Source organism: Roseofilum sp. (assembly GCF_982964205.1).
In genome coordinates, this window is sequence record NZ_CEZBFX010000051.1 from 1 (window position 1) to 18,002 (window position 18,002).

16 protein-coding genes are annotated in these 18,002 nt (G+C 46.9%); 6 read left to right on the plus strand and 10 right to left on the minus strand.

The genetic code is table 11. From position 1 onward, the window contains the following. Window positions 1-19 precede the first annotated feature (19 nt). Window positions 20-3,637, plus strand: a complete 3,618-nt coding sequence (locus AC3A14_RS13780) for a WD40 repeat domain-containing protein (protein ID WP_487779031.1) — start codon at window positions 20-22, stop codon at window positions 3,635-3,637. A gap of 162 nt (window positions 3,638-3,799) precedes the next feature. Here the strand turns inward: AC3A14_RS13780 and AC3A14_RS13785 are convergent, their stop codons facing one another. From AC3A14_RS13785 to AC3A14_RS13795, 3 genes are all read right to left on the minus strand, one after another. After that, a complete protein-coding gene (locus AC3A14_RS13785; protein ID WP_487779032.1) occupies window positions 3,800-5,431 on the minus strand; it encodes an alpha/beta hydrolase in 1,632 nt (543 codons plus the stop codon). A 35-nt stretch (window positions 5,432-5,466) separates the two neighbouring features. Then, window positions 5,467-5,841, minus strand: coding sequence for a hypothetical protein (locus AC3A14_RS13790; RefSeq protein ID WP_318733298.1), 375 nt, complete (start codon window positions 5,839-5,841; stop codon window positions 5,467-5,469). Window positions 5,842-6,015: 174 nt separating this feature from the next. Beyond that, a complete protein-coding gene (locus tag AC3A14_RS13795; protein ID WP_413039138.1) occupies window positions 6,016-6,480 on the minus strand; it encodes an acyl-CoA thioesterase in 465 nt (154 codons plus the stop codon). Between the two features lie 97 nt (window positions 6,481-6,577). Between AC3A14_RS13795 and AC3A14_RS13800 the strand changes: the two genes are divergently transcribed. Then, window positions 6,578-7,414: a universal stress protein gene (locus AC3A14_RS13800; RefSeq protein WP_318733296.1), complete on the plus strand. Its 837-nt coding sequence runs from the start codon at window positions 6,578-6,580 to the stop codon at window positions 7,412-7,414. Between the two features lie 84 nt (window positions 7,415-7,498). Here AC3A14_RS13800 and psbM read toward each other — a convergent pair whose 3' ends face one another. Next, a complete protein-coding gene (gene psbM / locus AC3A14_RS13805; RefSeq protein ID WP_271936326.1) occupies window positions 7,499-7,612 on the minus strand; it encodes a photosystem II reaction center protein PsbM in 114 nt (37 codons plus the stop codon). Between the two features lie 77 nt (window positions 7,613-7,689). Beyond that, a complete protein-coding gene (locus AC3A14_RS13810) occupies window positions 7,690-7,986 on the minus strand; it encodes a 2Fe-2S iron-sulfur cluster-binding protein (RefSeq protein ID WP_318733295.1) in 297 nt (98 codons plus the stop codon). 318 nt (window positions 7,987-8,304) lie between these two features. Here AC3A14_RS13810 and psbB point away from each other — a divergent pair, with 318 nt between their 5' ends. The 4 genes from psbB (at window position 8,305) to AC3A14_RS13830 (ending at window position 12,228) form a co-directional block, all read left to right on the plus strand. Further along, entirely contained in the window at window positions 8,305-9,831 is a 1,527-nt protein-coding gene (gene psbB / locus AC3A14_RS13815; protein WP_318699315.1) for a photosystem II chlorophyll-binding protein CP47, read from the plus strand. A gap of 148 nt (window positions 9,832-9,979) precedes the next feature. Continuing rightward, entirely contained in the window at window positions 9,980-10,075 is a 96-nt protein-coding gene (locus tag AC3A14_RS13820) for a photosystem II reaction center protein T (RefSeq protein ID WP_271936322.1), read from the plus strand. Between the two features lie 72 nt (window positions 10,076-10,147). Beyond that, window positions 10,148-10,744, plus strand: coding sequence for a transcriptional regulator NrdR (gene nrdR / locus AC3A14_RS13825; protein WP_318733294.1), 597 nt, complete (start codon window positions 10,148-10,150; stop codon window positions 10,742-10,744). Further along, on the plus strand, window positions 10,693-12,228 hold the full coding sequence (locus AC3A14_RS13830) for a hypothetical protein (RefSeq protein ID WP_318736873.1): 1,536 nt from the start codon (window positions 10,693-10,695) through the stop codon (window positions 12,226-12,228). The genes nrdR and AC3A14_RS13830 overlap by 52 nt, the downstream gene beginning before the upstream one ends. A gap of 65 nt (window positions 12,229-12,293) precedes the next feature. Here AC3A14_RS13830 and AC3A14_RS13835 read toward each other — a convergent pair whose 3' ends face one another. From AC3A14_RS13835 to AC3A14_RS13855, 5 genes are all read right to left on the minus strand, one after another. After that, the gene (locus tag AC3A14_RS13835; RefSeq protein ID WP_318733292.1) at window positions 12,294-13,310 is read right to left on the minus strand and encodes a DUF3179 domain-containing protein; all 1,017 of its coding nucleotides are present in this window, start codon (window positions 13,308-13,310) and stop codon (window positions 12,294-12,296) included. Between the two features lie 103 nt (window positions 13,311-13,413). Further along, complete coding sequence (locus AC3A14_RS13840) at window positions 13,414-14,706, minus strand: PQQ-dependent sugar dehydrogenase (RefSeq protein WP_318733291.1); 1,293 nt, start codon at window positions 14,704-14,706, stop codon at window positions 13,414-13,416. A 153-nt stretch (window positions 14,707-14,859) separates the two neighbouring features. Next, entirely contained in the window at window positions 14,860-15,588 is a 729-nt protein-coding gene (locus AC3A14_RS13845) for an undecaprenyl-phosphate galactose phosphotransferase family protein (protein WP_271936314.1), read from the minus strand. Window positions 15,589-15,721: 133 nt separating this feature from the next. After that, window positions 15,722-16,858 (minus strand): glycosyltransferase, encoded by a 1,137-nt coding sequence (locus AC3A14_RS13850; protein WP_487779033.1) that lies wholly within the window; start codon window positions 16,856-16,858, stop codon window positions 15,722-15,724. Between the two features lie 196 nt (window positions 16,859-17,054). Next, the gene (locus AC3A14_RS13855) at window positions 17,055-17,957 is read right to left on the minus strand and encodes a UbiA family prenyltransferase (RefSeq protein ID WP_318733289.1); all 903 of its coding nucleotides are present in this window, start codon (window positions 17,955-17,957) and stop codon (window positions 17,055-17,057) included. Window positions 17,958-18,002 lie beyond the last annotated feature (45 nt).

Consider the following 18,002-nt stretch of genomic DNA (forward strand, 5'->3'; position numbering starts at 1 on the left):
TAATTTTTAATTGATTCAGATGGCTGACGATACTTCTCAATTTGATTCCCAGTTTGAAGGCGAAGTTAAGGGATTGTCCATTGGTACGGGCAACGTTATTTACAACTACTTCTACAGCCATCCGAGCCAAGCTACAACGGAAGAGGTTGCAGAAACGGATAACCTTCCTTGTCCCTATCGGGGGTTATTTCATTTTGGCCCTAATGATGCCCAGTTTTTCTTTGGGCGAGAAAGTTTTATTCAGGAACTCTATGGGGCGACGAAAACCGAGCGGTTGATTCCTGTATTGGGAGCGTCGGGAAGTGGGAAATCTTCCGTGGTGTTGGCGGGGTTAGTACCGAAACTGGTACAGGATGGTCATTGGCAGTTTACCCATTGTCGTCCCGGTTCTGAGCCGTTTCATAGTTTGGCATTGTCTTTGGTTCCCCTGTATACTTCGGATGAGACGGATCAGATAATTCATGCACGGAAGTTGTCCAAGTCTTTGCAAAATGGAGAGCTTCCCTTAGCCGATGTATTTCTAAAGATTCGGCAGAATCATCCGACTGACCAAATTTTACTGATTATCGATCAATTTGAGGAACTCTACACGCTCTGTAGCAAAGTGGAGATACGCCACCAATTTTTAGATGCCCTGATTGCCGATTTACCCGGTACGGTGGTGATGACGATGCGGGCGGATTTTCTGGGAAATGCTCTGTCCTATCGACCTTTTGCGGATGTGTTGAACCGCAAGGATTACAAGTTGGGGTCGATGAACCGGGAGGAGTTGACGGACGTTATTGTGAAGCCTGCGGAAGCTCAGGGGGTGGGGTTTGAAGCGGGATTAATCGATCGCATTTTAGACGATGTGGACAATCAACCGGGGAATTTACCCCTGTTGGAGTTTGCCTTAACGCAATTGTGGCATCAGCGACGGGGGAAGACGTTAACCCATGAGGTTTATGCCGCCATTGGTGAGGTGGAAGGCGCTCTGGCTCGTCATGCAGATGAGACTTATGGCAGGTTGGTGGATGCAGAGAAGGAAAGGGTGCGCCAGATTTTTATTCAATTGGTGCGTCCGGGTGAAGGAGCAGAAGATACGCGACGGGTGGCAGTGAAAGGGGAGTTAGGGGAGCAGAGTTGGTCGTTGGTGAAGCAATTGGCCGATGCTCGGTTGGTGGTGACGAGTCGGGATGGGCAAGAGCAGGAAACGGTGGAAGTGGTTCACGAGGCGCTGATTCTCAATTGGGGTGAGTTGCGGGGTTGGATGGAGACGGATAGGACGTTTCGCGCCTGGCAGGAGCGACTCAGGGGGGCGAAGCGACAATGGGAAGCCACGGGGAAAGATGCAGGGTCATTATTGCGAGGGGCATTTTTAGCCGAGGCTCAGGAGAGACTAGAAGAGCGTCCCCAGGAGTTGCGTGCTGAGGCTGAGTTTATTCGGCTGAGTATGGCGGAGAAGGAGAGGGAAGAGAAGGAAAAAGAGACCCGCAGGCGGGAGCAGATTAGGACACTAGGGCAACTGGTTGTTGTTTCTTGGGCAGCTTTGATAGTGACTACTGGTTTATTCTTCATGGCTCGGTATCAGCAGAAACAGGCAGAATTGAGTGAAGCCGATTCTCTCGCTCGCTATTCTCTAGCTCTGTCTAAGGAAGGTAAAGATTTGGATGCAGCAATAGCCCTTCTGAAAGCAAATAAAATTCTGGAAAAGCACCACGCCAGCGACTCAGAGTTAATGACTGCTGTAACAACCTATGTTTATGAAAGTAGAGAACGTCACCGCTTTCATGGTCATCAGAAAGGAGTCAGTGATATCCATTACAGCCCAGATGGAAAAATCTTAGCCTCTGGTAGTTGGGACAGAACCATCAAGTTGTGGAACGTAGAAACAGGGGAAGAACTGACTACCCTTACTGGTCATGGTCATCAGGACAATATCACAAGCATCAGTTACAGCCCGAATGGAAAAACCTTAGCCTCTAGTAGTGATGACGGAAGCATCAAGTTCTGGAATTTGGAAACTGGAGAAGAACTCACTACCCTTAACAGCGATCAGGATGCGGTCAGAAGTCTCAGTTATAGTCCAGATGGTAATACTTTAGCGTCTGGGGATTATCGCGGAACTATTAAGGTGTGGAACCTAGAGACAGAAAAATTTACTACTCTCAACGGTCATCAGGATTCAGTCAGAGGTCTCAGTTACAGTCCAGATGGAAAGACCCTCGCCTCTGGTAGTGATGATGGAACCATCAAGCTGTGGAACCTACAAACGGAAGAAGTTTCTACCCTTACTGCTCATCAAGACGATATCAACAGTGTAAGTTATAGCCCAGATGGAAAGACCTTAGCCTCTGGTAGTCGTGACGGAACTATCAAGTTGTGGGATTTGGAAACTGGAGAAGAACTCACTACCCTTACTGGTCATCGAGGGAGGGTCATAAGTATCAGTTACAGCCCAGATGGAAAAACGTTAGCTTCTGGTAGTTCTGACGAAACTATTAAGGTATGGAATTTAGAAACGCAAGAAGAAATTACTACCCTCACTAGTCATCAGGATGCAGTTATTACTGTCAGTTATAGTCCAGATGGTAAGACTTTAGCTGCTGGCAATTGGGACGGCATCATCCAGTTATGGAGTCTAGATCTAGAGACAGAAATGACGACCCTAACTGGTCATCAGGGACGGGTCAGTAGTGTCAGTTATAGTCCAGATGGGAAAACTTTAGCTTCTGGTGGTGAGGACGGAACTCTCATCCTGTGGAACCTAGAAACCGAAGAGATTACTACCCTAACTGGTCATCAGGGATTTGTCAGTAGTGTCAGTTATAGTCCAGATGGGAAAACTTTAGCTTCTAGTGGTGAGGATGGAACTATCAAACTGTGGAATTTAGAAACAGGTGCAGAAATGACTATCGCCGGTTCTCAGAATGAGGTCTCTAGCGTTAATTACAGCGCAGATGGCAAAACCTTAGTTTCTATTAGTTGGGATGCAAATACCAGTTGGCACGGAAACATAAAGCTGTGGAATGCAGAAACGGGAGAAGAACTTACTACTCTCACGGGTCATAAGGCATCAGGCTACAGTGTCAGATACAGCCCAGATGGAAAAACTTTAGCTTCTGGTAGTAATGATGGAACTGTCAAGTTGTGGAATCTAGAAACGGGCGAAGCAATTACTGCTCTCACTGGTCATAGGGGGAGGGTCTACAGCGTTAGTTATAACCCAGATGGTCACACTCTAGCTTCTAGCAGTGATGATAGAACCATCAAGGTATGGAACCTAAAAACTGAGGAAGAAATTCTGAGCCTCACGGGTCATCAGGGGGTAGTTAAAAGTCTCAGTTACAGTCCAGATGGAAAAACTCTAGCATCCAGCAGTTATGACGGCACGATCAAACTGTGGGATGTGGAAACGGGGGAAGAGCTTGCTACTCTCATTGGTCATCAGAGGTCAGTTTTTAGTGTTAGCTATAGCCCCGATGGAAAGACTCTTGCTTCTGGCAGTTGGGACGGAACGATCAAGCTGTGGGATGTGGACTTTGACTCTTTAATGGAGAGAACTTGCCAGAGAATTCGCCCGTATTTGTCTAATCCTCATGCTCCTTTGAGTGAGGAAGAGCGCCGCTTATGCGACGGAATAGGAGATGGGGAATAGGAAAAAACTGTTTTTATATCAAATCCTTAAATGGTTGCGACAAATGTCTACTGTAGAGACATGGTGGGGGAGGGCGGGTTGACAAAAATAGTTGTCAGTCTACAAGATTTGGGTATAACCCGCCCCTACAGATCTCTGTAGCGTCAATAAATAGATTTGATATTACTTTTCCTTTAGGGCAAAGCGTTGTAACAGACGACCGACTTCTATTCGCTCCCATAAATTTCCTGGAAGGGATTGATTTAAGCGCAGGGGAATTTTAGGCGTGGAAAAAGATTGGGCGTAAGCGGGACTGAGGAAAATTTCATAGCGTTCTTTTTCCGGGGTTAATTGTTTAATAAATGCCAGAGAAACCCCATTGACTAATTGTTGTAAAGGCTCAAAGGGGGAACCCACGGGATTTGAATCTCTGAGATTACCAATACTTAAATGGGGTGTGCCAATTGCTGTGAGCAGATATTTGGGCGCGGTTAAGCGGTTAAAGGGGCGGATTTGATGTTCGAGGGCTGGGGCGACGACATCATTGGTATTGGTTAAGATTAACGTGGGGATTTTGACGGCACTGATTCCGGTTTCGCCAAATAAACGCCCAATCACGGGACTAATGGCAATCACTTGCACAATCCGGTCATCCTTAAGGGACTGGGGCGTAACGGTGAGATCGGCGGCTGCACATTGTAACCAGTCGGCGGGAGAACGACCTAAGGGCAGGCGATCGCGACAAAAACGGCGTACACTGGCTAAATCTAGCTCTGCACCCGCTACCACGAAGGCGGTATACCCCCCCAAGGAGTGACCCACTAGGGTGACCCGATCGGTGTTGAATTTATCTTTTAATGGGCCTGGTTGATCGTTGACATCACTTAAATAATCGAGCAAAAAGTGAATATCTAAGGGGCGGTCAATAAACTCCTCTGGAGGGACTAGGGTGGTTAACTGGCTAAATTTTGATCCCTTAATTAACCATCTGAGATTACTTCCGGGATGCTCGATCGCCGCTACGGTTAATCCATGGGAGGCTAAATGATAGGCTAAACCCGACAGGTAATGGCGATCGGAGCCAAACCCGTGGGACATGACCACTAGAGGCCCAGGGGTTGGCGATCGCCGGACGGTATACAGATCGACCGGAATAATGCGCTCCCTATCCCGGTCTTGGAGAATTAATGAAGTTTTTTCTACCCGATCGTAGGTTCGTTGGGTCGGATCGACTTCCCCAGTCAGAGGATCTGAGGACTCATTCACCAACAGATCGCGCACCAGTAAGGGTTCTAGAAGGCGACTTTGCCAATAATCATGGTTAAACTGAAGGGCAAAAGAGAGCGCAGCGGAAACATTGATGGTAATTTCTTGACCGGGATAGGCTTTGAGAATAGAGAGAACACTGAAATCGTTTTGTTGGAGTGTGGTGGTTACAGCTTGCTCTAGATAGTCCAGCCGACTATTGGGCAAAATAGGAACGATACTTTGGTAAATTTCCAGACTCAGGGGAGAGTGGAGAATATTTCTGAGGATGCGATCGCCCAGTTGAGTATCAATGGGAAACCGATAGTCTATGAGCTGTTGCACCCTAGGGGTGAGGACTGAGCGATAGGGATGCAATGCCGGAGATAGGGTTCCGGTTTCGCTAAACTCTTCTAAATCGGCGATCGCAATTTGAGTCTGCCATAATCCTAAACGAAGATTAATGCGCTCGGCTCCATGGGCAGGTTGTCCTAGGGCACACCAACCACTCAATAGAGCTAAGACACATCTTAAACCCCATCGTTGGTGCGATCGCTTCATCATCCTCATCCTTTACTCAAATAAAAAAGTTCTAGGCACACCCCTTATGGGGACTCTTCCTGTGCTTCTCTCAGTAATAACACAAACTGATAAGTTCCTACCGGCATATCCCTCTCAGGAATCCAATTGCCATTCACCCAATCCCAAGTATACAGTTGTTTATTCAGAATCGTCACATAAGAAATTTCGCCTAAATTCCCCGTCACCAAATACATGGGGACCCCTAACCGATAAGTATTATTACAATTATTAGAATTCGATTGAATTTGACTGCAAATCTGACGATACAATGCGGGATTTAAATCGATCAGTTCATGAAAATTTCGGCGATGTTCTCCCCAAGCTGCTTGGGAAATTCCCACACCTCCTAAAAATGCCGTTAAACCGATTAACAGGCTGGAAATGATACGAGTTTTCACGATCTAGACTCCCTTTGAGAATTTTGCTCTAATTATAGCCAAAGGGCGATCGCGAGAAGGCACGATTAACCTAGGAATTTCTGAATAAATGAGCTGTGGAGGTTAGGGAACAAAAAACAGTTTTAGCCTATTGCTAGAGAGCCAATTCCCCATCCCCCAATCCCTCACCCGAAGCTAAGACAACTTCATCAGAGCATCCACAAGCATCGGTGGTAACTTTCTCAGTACCTTACCCCGTTGGCGATCGACCGCGACTAAAGTAACCTGAGCCGTCATATAACGCTCGTCTCCATCTAACGAACAAATCTGACATTGGATAATCTGGCGAACCCCAGTAATTTCTGCCAAACGAGTTTTCAAGATCGCTCTCATTCCTAACTGAAGGGGTTTCTGATAGCGCACCGACAGATCCACCACCGGTAGATCGCATCCGATTGCCACCAATTGAGCGAAATCAACCCCCATAGAGCGGAAATACTCTACCCTTGCCTCTTCCATCCATTGGATATAACTTCCATGCCAAACCACCCCAGCATAGTCGGTATGGTGGGGATAGACACAAACCGGATACTCAAACCAGGGGCGATCGCCAGGATCGGCCCCCCCAGGATAAACGGATACAATTCTGGAAGTCGCGATCGATTTATCTGACACTTTTCTTAAAATTTTACGTTGCAACTTCAGATTATCCTTAAATCATAAGAAGAATTTCCTCAATACAGATGGAATCACCCCAATGTTCAAGAAAATTTTAGTTGCCGTTGCTGGCCGAGGTCTGTGCGAACAAATGATGAATATGCTCCTAGAGATTCCCTCCATTCAAAGGGACACTCAAGTGACGCTTCTGCATATTGTTCCCAAGAAGTCTAGCGAACGCGATATTGCCAACTTGTTAGAAGAAGGGGGCAAAATTCTCGCTCAAGCAGTGGACTCCCTAAAACTGGATGAAGAACGGATTAATCCCCGCCTCAAGCAAGGAGACCCTAAACAAACCGTTCTTGATGTGGCTGAAGAAGAAAACTCTGACCTGATTATCATGGGTTCTCGGGCCCTGGGCCGTCTACAATCGATCCTCCAACAATCGGTGAGTCAATATGTCTTCCAGACCAGTACCCGTCCGATGCTGCTGGTGAAAGATGATGTGTATGTCAAACGCATCAATCGGGTGTTACTGGCTCTTGATGGTTCAGAAACTGCTCAGGAAAGTCTACAGGTGGCCCTACAACTTCTGCAAGAGGTTTCGGGCAGTTCTCTGACACTGCTGCATGTGAATCCTGAATCGAAAATCGCCAGTCCCGATCAAGACCCGATTTTAGTCGATGCGGCCCAAAAAGCGAAAGTCTTTGGGGTAAATACGGAATTGCTCCATGCCATGGGTAATGCAGGTGAAAAAATTTGCCAGATTGCCGAGGAAAAAAATGTGGATTTGATTGTGTTGGGTTCTCCAGACCGCCGGCCCTCTATCGCGAAAAAACTACCCGATCTCGATCGCTTATTGGGATCTTCTCTGTCTGACTATGTGCGAGTTCAGGCAAATTGTCCGGTATTACTGGTCAGAAATACCAGTAACTAGCGATCGCTGAGGAGACATAAAAAATGCTGAGATTAGAAAGATCTCAGCATTTTGAATTCGTCTAACCGTAAAAAGGAAGGACGATTAAGTGCCTTTGTTATCACGACTAGCGGTTTGAATATAGAGGATCAACAAAAATACAGCAGGAACCAGGACAAATAGGATGCTGGCCACAAATCCTAAGTCATTTACTTGCATTAGCTACAGGCCTCTTTATTATCTAAGGGTTAAATCCCTATCTAGAATAACCGATATGTATCCTCTCTTAAAGTCCGTTAGGGCTTCGTTTTTACACTTACGGGGCCATTGACCAAGGTTTGACAGGCTAAACGGTAGGTTTCGGGCTTTTTCTTGAGCTTTCGTTCTTCAAAGTTGGTCTTAGCCGAGAGGTTTTCCATACCCTCAACAATCTCTACGATGCAAGTCCCACATTGACCGACTCCACCACAATTGGTCATTTTGCCCAGAAGTTTATAGATATCGATCCCCTTTTCTAGAGCTTCTAAACGTAAGTTGGCTCCATTGGCAGCGATCGCCACTTTATCTTCATTGACAAATTGGATATTAGCCATTGTCCACCTCTTTGTTTCTTATCGTTAAGAATTATAAAGAAATGTTGCACTGTTGGGTATCCTTATGGTCAAAATCAACAAGAAACTAGCGTAACTGATTTCAGCTTGCAATCGGTTCCATCACTGGTTACAATTCGTTATATTCGTTCTCATGAAAAAACCAGCGCTCCGAGCCAGAAGTCTTGACTCATCTGAACTGGAGCCGCTGATTTAATATTACGGTAGACTCAGGATCTAGCTTCAAGGGTCTACCGAAAAAACGAAAAACCACTTGAGTTAATCGTCGATTTAGAAATCCTAAAAGGAGGAGCGTAGTCAATGGGACTACCCTGGTACCGAGTACATACAGTTGTCCTGAATGATCCAGGCCGTCTGATCGCTGTACACCTGATGCACACTGCCCTGGTTGCAGGCTGGGCTGGCTCAATGACCTTATATGAGTTAGCCATCTACGATCCTAGCGATCCTATCCTCAATCCCATGTGGCGGCAAGGCATGTTTGTCATGCCCTTCATGGCCCGTCTAGGAGTTACCGATTCCTGGGGCGGATGGAGTATTACGGGTGAAACCGTATCCAATGTTGGCTTCTGGTCCTTTGAAGGAGTAGCCGCAGCTCATATCATCCTATCTGGCTTATTATTCCTCGCCGCTTGCTGGCACTGGGTTTACTGGGACTTGGAACTCTTCACCGATGCTCGTACCGGTGAACCTGCCCTAGACCTGCCCAAAATGTTTGGGATTCACTTATTCTTATCTGGACTTCTGTGCTTTGGCTTTGGAGCCTTCCATGTAACCGGCCTGTTTGGGCCCGGCATCTGGGTCTCTGATCCCTACGGCATTACCGGAAGTGTCCAGGCCGTGGCCCCAGAATGGGGGCCGGCAGGCTTTGACCCCTTCAACCCTGGGGGAATTGCCGCTCACCACATCGCCGCTGGTGTGGTTGGTATTATTGCTGGATTATTCCATCTCACCGTTCGTCCCCCAGAGCGCCTCTATCGCGCCCTGCGGATGGGTAACATTGAAACCGTACTCTCTAGCAGTATTGCAGCAGTGTTCTTTGCTGCATTTGTAGTGGCTGGAACCATGTGGTACGGTAGCGCAGCTACCCCCATCGAACTGTATGGCCCCACCCGCTATCAGTGGGATGGAGGATATTTCCAACAAGAAATTGAACGTCGCGTTCAAGCCAACATCGCCAATGGAGATAGTCCTTCAGAAGCTTGGAATAAGATTCCTGAGAAACTGGCCTTCTACGATTATGTCGGAAACTCCCCAGCTAAAGGCGGTTTATTCCGGGTTGGGCCCATGAATGATGGGGATGGTCTAGCTCAAAACTGGTTAGGTCACCCTGTGTTCACGGATAAAGATGGTCGCGTCTTAAGCGTGCGCCGGATGCCTAACTTCTTTGAAACCTTCCCCGTTGTCCTCACCGATGAAGATGGTGTAGTTCGTGCTGATATTCCTTTCCGTCGTGCTGAATCTCGGTATAGCTTTGAGCAAACCGGAGTAACGGCAACCATTTATGGCGGTGAACTCGATGGTCAAGTGATCGCTGACCCCGCTAAAGTCAAGCAAATCGCTCGGAAAGCCCAATTGGGTGAACCGTTTGAATTCGATCGCGAAACCCTGGGTTCTGACGGTGTATTCCGCACCAGTACCAGAGGTTGGTTTACCTACGGTCATGCCGTCTTTGCTCTGTTATTCTTCTTTGGTCATATCTGGCATGGTTCTCGGACTCTATACCGAGATGTATTTGCCGGTATTGATTCCGATCTAGAAGAACAAGTAGAGTTTGGTTTGTTCGCAAAAGTGGGTGATACCAGTACCCGTAAAGAAGGAGCTTAGGAGATTCGCTAACCGTTTTAGGGTTAGTTTGTCCCCAAACCTATAATCGAGAAAGTAGGAGTAGGTAAGTCTACTCCTACTTTTTCTTGGTTTCAAAGTAAGATAAAATAATCATCATTCATCCATTACCCGATTGGGACGTTAAACTATGGAAAGCACCGTTTATATATTAGTTCTAGCATTAGCTTTGGGAACAATTTTCTTTGCGATCGCCTTCCGCGATCCCCCGAAAATTGGAAAATAAGAATCTCCCATGAGAGATTTAATCTCAATTTAGTTTGTCCATCCCACCAAGAGGCTTAAGGATTCAATCATTATGAGATGTCCATTGTGCCAGCATACCGATAGTAGGGTTTTGGAATCACGTTCTGCTGAAGCTGGGCAAAGCGTGAGGCGAAGGCGAGAATGTCTAAACTGTAAGGGACGCTTTACGACCTACGAACGGATTGAATGGGTTGCAATTACAGTCTTGAAACGGGGTGGACAACGGGAAACGTTCGATCGCTCAAAACTGCTCAGGGGAGTCGTGCGATCGTGTGAAAAAACAGGAATTGATTTGCCGACTTTGGAGCAATTGGTTGACCGGATCGAAATGGATTTGCAACAAGGTGGTAAACGGGACGTTACTAGTAGCGAACTTGGCCAGCAGGTTTTACACCATTTACGCCCCCTGAGTGAGGTGGCTTACATTCGGTTTGCCTCAGTTTATGGGAAGTTCCAAGGGATTCGGGATTTTATGGAGACTTTGAATCATCTCCAAGCTCATCCCATCGGGGGCGAAGATATCCCTTTATGCGATCGCCAGGAAAATGACGCTCGATGCTCTCCCCCAGAGGCTAAGATGACAACCGATACAGATCAATGGGTTTGTCCCCCATCAACGGTGGAAGCGATCGGATTACGTCCGAGTTGATGGGAATGGGCGAATCTGACTACACTCCCCTAGAAGAGTTTAATACGGAAACAATTAGTGAAACTTTAATTCGCTTGCCTTGGCCCTGGAATGGCGATCGCCCCAAAATATCTGCCTCTTGTCCAGAAACCCTGCAAATAGCCATGGAGCAGTTAATAGTGCTGATGACTGAACTGCGATCGCCGAAAGGCGGTTGGCCGGAAAATTTGCCCTTCACCCCAGAAAATTTACTGCCCTACGTGACGGAAGAGGTCTATGAAGTTTTAGATCTCCTGACTAAGATCCAGGAAGACAATAGAGCGTCCTTATCTCCCCAGGATTCTAACGGGTTAGTTGAAGATCTCAGCGTGCAATTACTATGGACAATTGCGACCAGTTCCTATGGTCTCATGCAAATGAGTGGCGGTGTGTATGCCCAAAAGTGGGAAGCTAATAGTTCTCAAGAGCGGGGACTGTTGCGTGTGGTTCCTATTCTAGAGGTGCAAGCAGAATCCGTTCAATGGGCGATCGATTTAGCCACTTTTGCTCCTCCCCCTCTTTCTCCTCAGGCAACAACCGAGTTCCAAATTCTCTCGCCATCGGTAACCGATCCCATTTCTGGCTCCGATCTGATCCAATACTGGCGAAAGGAGCTACAAACCCAAACCCCCCATCTACAACCCTGGCTCGAACCCTGTTTCGTGGATATTCTCGAACCGGGTAAAGATTGGGTTTCGGGTACAGCACAAGTTACCTTGGGTTTAGAGTGGATGGCAGAAGGGATGGAGTCAGATCCTAAGGATAGCGATCGCTCGATTCTTATTCAATGGACCGATCCCCTATTAATTGACGCTTATCGTCAAACTTTGCTCTCTAGAGCTTTATTTCCCGCCCTCGATCAACTGCAAACGCTAGACCTGCTTGACGTTGAGAGTCCGTTAAAGGCGATCGCCATTACCAACCAAGTCTTAGCTCATCTAAACCTGTTGGGTAAACCCATCCTTCCCTCTCCTTTCCGCTTTCAACTCAAAGAAAGTCTACAACTCCATCCTCAAGTCTCCTTAACCGAATGGATATCCTATCTGCTCTGGGAACTCACCAGCTTATCCTATGACTTCATGCAATGCCTCGGTCAAGTGCCCGCCTACGTGCTACAACCAGAATGGGGATGGGATGCAGGAACCTTGCGATTAGTTGCGCTGTTGAATGTCAAATCGATTGACCAAGATCTGCAACTGGACTTAGCCACAGGAGAACCTTATACTCCGGGTCATTTTTGTTTAATGAACGATGCCATAATTGAATTGTCGTTTAGGGCAAATGAGCCTAAGTTAACGCTACAAACCGATCGATTTTTAGAGCAGATGAAAACCGAGATAGAAACGGCAAGACCTGCCCTAAGTTTGCTCTTTTCAGGCACTGGAGTCAAAATTTCCGCATCCGGTCAACCCTGGAAATTGGGATTAGTTCAGCTTACTCTAGTGACTGAGTTTATTCCCGCATAAAAAGGGTTTCATGTAATTCGAGTAAATTTTCAGTATGTTTTTTGCCCAAAACTCTCTGACAACAATTATTCAAAATAAGCCGGATAAACAAAAGCAAAAGCGGTGGTACTCGGAATCACTCGACCATTCATTTCTTCAAAGCGTGCAGTTTTCATCCGTTCATCCCAAACCAGGCGAATTTCTCGACCATTAAAAGTAACCGTTTTTTCGCCAATTTGTTCGAGTTCCTGGTGAGCAATGTGTAAACTCTCCCCTGAAAAGCGATCGCGGGGAGTTTGGTCATCCGATTCCCAAATGTAGCTGACAATAGTTTTGGGAGGAAGGGATTGTCGATCCTGATTGCGGACAGGGAAGATAATACGATCGTCAGTATAGTAACTGCCATAGGGATAATTTTGGTAATCTCGAATATGTCCGGTATTCGTGGAAAGAATTTCACTCTCTGGATGTTCTCTCAACCATTCGGCTAACGTTGTTTTGACAGCCGGCAGGCGATCGAGATGTTGGTCAACCTTTGCGCCAATAATTCCCATTGCCCAAGGCTGAGAATATAAGGTATCGTCGGCGCGATCGTACATCACCAAACAGCTTTGATAAAGTTTACCAGAAACTCCAAAAGTGGTTTGATGGCGTTCAAAAACAACAATCGTATCGCACAACGGACAGTAAGTCACGGTAATTGTCTTTCCTCCCACCGTATCATTCACAATTTCATGCCAGTTCATAATTCCAAATGGATAAGCTTTAGCTTCTCCATTAATCACCACACCAATAACGGTTTCTTCACCCTTAAATGGTGTGGTTTGGGAGGTATCGAACTGTGGATTATCAATACTGGGAATTCCGTCTTTGGGCGGTCCTCCGTTGAGCAGATCGCTTAACGTAATGCGGCTGGATTCTTCTAGTTTCGTTCCTTGTTTGCGAATGTCGTTCAGTTCTTGGTTTTGCTTGTTGAGGTGGCTGGTGAGATGAAAATAACGCAGCTTAAAGTTATCCCATCCTCCAGCATGAACAACGAGAGAGCCACCAGCGATCGCGATTATACTCCCCGTAGCCAGTAAAATCTTAGTTATCCGATTCATAGCAACTTCTCAATAATTGGCTCAAGCTGCTTCTAGTTTCTCGTTTCTAGGTGAGAAAACCCTGAATACAACATAACAAAAGCGATCGCTAATCGATTTGATATTAAGGGGTAATAGTTGATAGGATTGCTGGCTGCAAAAGCGAGCGGTCAACCGGTTCTAGGCGGATGAGCCGGCCGTTTGATGCGTCCGTCAGCACATATAACATCCCATCTGGGCCTTGTCGGACATCACGTACTCGTTGACCGATCGCGATCGACTCTTCGTTTAACACATTGCCCGACTCGTCTAGCTCGATACGGCGAATATCTTGAGAAACCAAACCCCCAGCAAACAGATTACCTTGCCACTCAGGGAAGAGCGTCCCCCCATAAACCGCCAGCCCAGACGGAGCAATGGAGGGAGTCCAGATGACTTTAGGATCGACCATGCCTGGAAGGGAGGTTTCTGGAGAAATCAGCCCGCCAGAATATTCCCGACTATGGGTTGCCACCGGCCAACCATAATTGTCACCCGCTTCCACCCAATTCACCTCATCTCCTCCGCGAGCGCCATGCTCGGTTACCCAAACCCGATTGGCGATCGCATCGAGAGCCAATCCTTGGATGTTACGATGCCCGTAGCTCCAAACTTCTGGTGCTGCATTCGGATTGTTGACAAAAGGGTTGTCAGGTGGGACAGAGCCATCATCATTGATGCGGATAATCTTGCCCAGATGACTGCCAAGGTTCTGGGCTTGTTGGCGGATAAATTGCCCCTCAAGTTCCACAGGAGGATTACCTCCATCGCCAATAGACGCTAACAGCGTACCGTCGGGCAACCATAATAGACGGGAACCGAAGTGTTGTCCTCTAGGTTTGGTTTGGGATACTTCAAAAATGACCTGCCAATTGCTCAAGGAACTCCCATCAAAGGTGGCTCTAGCAATGCGAGTTCGGTTGGCTGAACTGGTTCCATGAGCATAGGTGAAGTAAACCAGGCGGTTTTCTGCAAAGCCCGGATGCAAGGCGATATCTAGAAGGCCGCCTTGGTTCTGTGCAAAAACTTCGGGGACTCCAGCAATCGGCGTTGGATCGAGGAGTCCATCTCGGACAATGCGCAGTTGCCCCGATCGCTCGGTAATCAGAATGGAACCATCTGGCAGCCAAGTCAGACCCCATGGATGCTCTAGATTGTCTACTACTGTTACGCTCTGAAAATCAGGGTTAGGGTTGGCAGATACGGTTTCAGCTTGTGACTGGGCAGGAGAGCTTTCCTCGATAGCGGACTCCTCAATTGGGATTGTAGTTGGAGGTTCAGATTGAACTTGCGTCGTACACCCGGTTACTCCTAAGACGGCGATCGCCCATCCTGCGGCAACGAGAGTATAGGCATTTATTCTGATGGCTGTTGACATAATTTCCCCTCCAGCGGCTCCTGCTTTCTTCCTCTAGTTCTGTAATTTACTTCACCTACTTAAATACCCATTTAATTACTCTAACTAAACTGGGAGTCCAGGCAAAGCCCGAACCCCCTGGGTGTTATCCATTTGTTGTGAATCTCGCCTAGGTTAGTAAGCTCCATTTCCTTTGGGAAAAATGACCACTCCAATAGTCTTAATCACAATCCAGAGATCCATCCAAAAGTTCTTGAAATTCACATAATACAGGTCAATTTGAATTCTCCGAGGGTAGGGAATATCGTTGCGTCCTGATACCTGCCATAGCCCTGTAATTCCCGGTTTGATGGTTAACACCTTGTCAATATGTTTACCATACTTGTGCAGTTCTTCGGGAACCAGGGGACGGGGGCCAACCACGCTCATATCTCCCTTCAACACATTCCAGAATTGGGGAAACTCATCCAAGCTCGTGACTCTGAGAAACTTACCAATCCAGGTTATACGCGGATCGTGTTTTAACTTAAAGTTCTGCTCAAACTCTTCGCGCATTTGGGGAGAAGCCGCCATCATCTCGGAGAGAACTCGATCCGCATTGGGAATCATCGTTCTAAATTTAATACATTTGAACAGTCTGTAGTCTTTCCCCACCCGTTCCTGGATATAAAAAACCGAGCCTTGAGAACTCAGTATAATCAACAGGGTCAACACCATGTAAACCGGGGAAAACAGAATCAGAACAGCCAGCGAGAATAAAATATCGAAGGCTCGTTTGAAAAACGCTCCGTTGAGACTGATGGATAGACCTTGATGCCTAGCTCTGAATCGTTGGGGACGAAATCCGCGCTTGACATAGATCCGAGCAGTCTTGCCAGAGATGAATTGACTCTCAGCAGTCATCGTACTCCTCTATTTCACACCACACACACCTAATCATCATAAAGCCACTGACCCCGAATCAGAAGAATTTGATTCTAATTATTCTGAGGTGAGGGATCGAGGCCGGGCAAATGCTGCCCATCAGAACTGCCCATCAGAACTGTTGTAAGTCTTGATAAGCGCGTTTGAGTAGATCACTATAACGCTCTTCAAAGACTTTGGGGTGAAACTGGGTAGAATGGTGATGAATTTGTTCGGGGTTAAAGGGCGATCGCTCAAAAATCTCAACGGCTTCGATCAACGATTCTGGGGTTTGCTCGGGAAATAATAATCCGGTTGCGCCCTCTGGGTTAACCCGGCGATCGCGGACGGTTTCTAAAGCGCCTCCCTTGCCATAAGCAATAACCGGAGTCCCACAGGCTTGAGCTTCGACAATAGCCATGCCAAAATCTTCACAAGCAGCATAAACAAAGGCTTTCGCTTCACTCATATATTTATCCACTACCTCATTGGGTTGAAAACCGAGAAACTGAATATTAGGTTTGGCAATTTCCTCGAGTTCCTCCCGTTGAGGCCCGGTACCAATAACCACCAGATTCCGACCCAACTGGTTAAAGGCTTCCACCATCAACCGTACTTGTTTGTAGCTCACCAGACGGCAGACGGTGACATAAAAATCCTGTTTTTTTGCTCGAAATGGAAAGCGATCGATATCGATAGGAGGGTAAATCACTTCCGCTTTACGGCGATAGCACCGCCAAATTCGCCGTGCAGTGTACTTGGAATTCGCAATGAACTGATCTACCCGATTGGCAGAGATCGCGTCCCATAGCCTCATTTTGTGGAGGATATAGCGACTCGCCCAACCCGGAATACCCCGCCCCAGTTTACTTTGCTTCAGATAGTCAAAGGTTAAATCCCAGGCGTAGCGCATGGGGGTATGGCAATAGCACAGGTGCAATTGTTCGGGGCGGGTAAGGACACCTTTGGCAACTGCATGGGAGGAAGAAAGGATAACATCATAGTCTCCTAAATCCAGTTGCTCGATCGCCAGAGGAAGCAGGGGCAAATAATTTTGTACCCCTCGACGCGCCAAGGGAAAGTGTTGTAAAAATGTGGTTCCAATTTGGCGTTGATAGAGATAACTTTCCGGGTTCGTGGATTCAAAATCAATCAGAGCATACAGATCCGCGTCAATATGTTTGAGAATTTCTTTAACAACAAGTTCAGATCCCCCCGTGGCTAAGGGGGTTAACCATTCATGGACAAGGGCATATTTGAGTTCGGGCATGTTGAAGGAAAGGGAACAGGCAACAGGTAATAGACATTGCTAAACAGCTAAAGTGGTTTAGGTTAGTAAGGTCTTAAGCCCATATAGCATAGTAGAGAAAACTGGCGTTGGTGTACGTCAAGATTATGAATTGGGAACCAGAAGATGATTTACACAATTCACTATATATTGCATATTGCTTGGCCTTTGTAAGGAGTTAAGGTGAAATTAGTAAGGGGATAATGCCTAAACTGAGATAAATCAACAGCGTCCAGATAGCAGAAAGGTATTCAAAGCGCTTACCAGAATTGGGGAGTGGAGAGCGTAAAAAACGATGGGCAAGTGTTCCGGAAATTCCCAACATTAGCCCAGTTGCGATCGCCAGGGGTAAGCCAAAGCCAACTAAGTTCGCGGCGATCGCACTCAGAACTGCCATAATCGTACAAACGACTAACCAGACGAAAACCGCCCATTTGCGTCCCCACAGGTAGCTGTAGGTGTCTACCCCTGCTTCCTCATCCTTGGGCGATCGAATTTTACGCCCAATTTCAATCACCACACCGTTGAAAAAACTAACCGCCAAAAACCATCCTAAACCGCTAGGCATCACCCCAGTTGTTACCTGCCAATCACACGCGGTTGCCAAGCCATAAATTAAGGGCATAATCATCATGTGGCTAATCAAATAAATGATGGGATGAGCCTTAAGCCAATCACGGATAAAAAATTCTTGACTCATCAACCCCAAATATAGCCAAACTCCAATCAGGAATAATCCTAGGGTTAATCCCCCCAAATAGAGTGCCAAAACCCCTTGTATAATGGCCGTGAAAGCGCCCAAAATCCCTAATTCGCGCAAACTAACTAAACCCCTGGGAACTGGGCGATAGGGGCGAAATCGGCAATCCTCTTCATAGTCCTTAAACTCATCGGCAATTCGCAACTGTAAGAAGAACAAAAAGGCGATCGCAAAAGCCACTGTACTAGAATCCCAACTGGGAACCCCTCCCCGCAGCAGCGCTGAATAGCTAACTGCGGAAAAACTAAACACTCCAATTAACAGTCCATTGGCTGCGATCGGAAACCGTTCTTTCTGATACGTCCACCATCGATTAAGCATAGTTTGCAATTAAAATCTTGAAATATTCTCGCTCTAGCCCTCTCC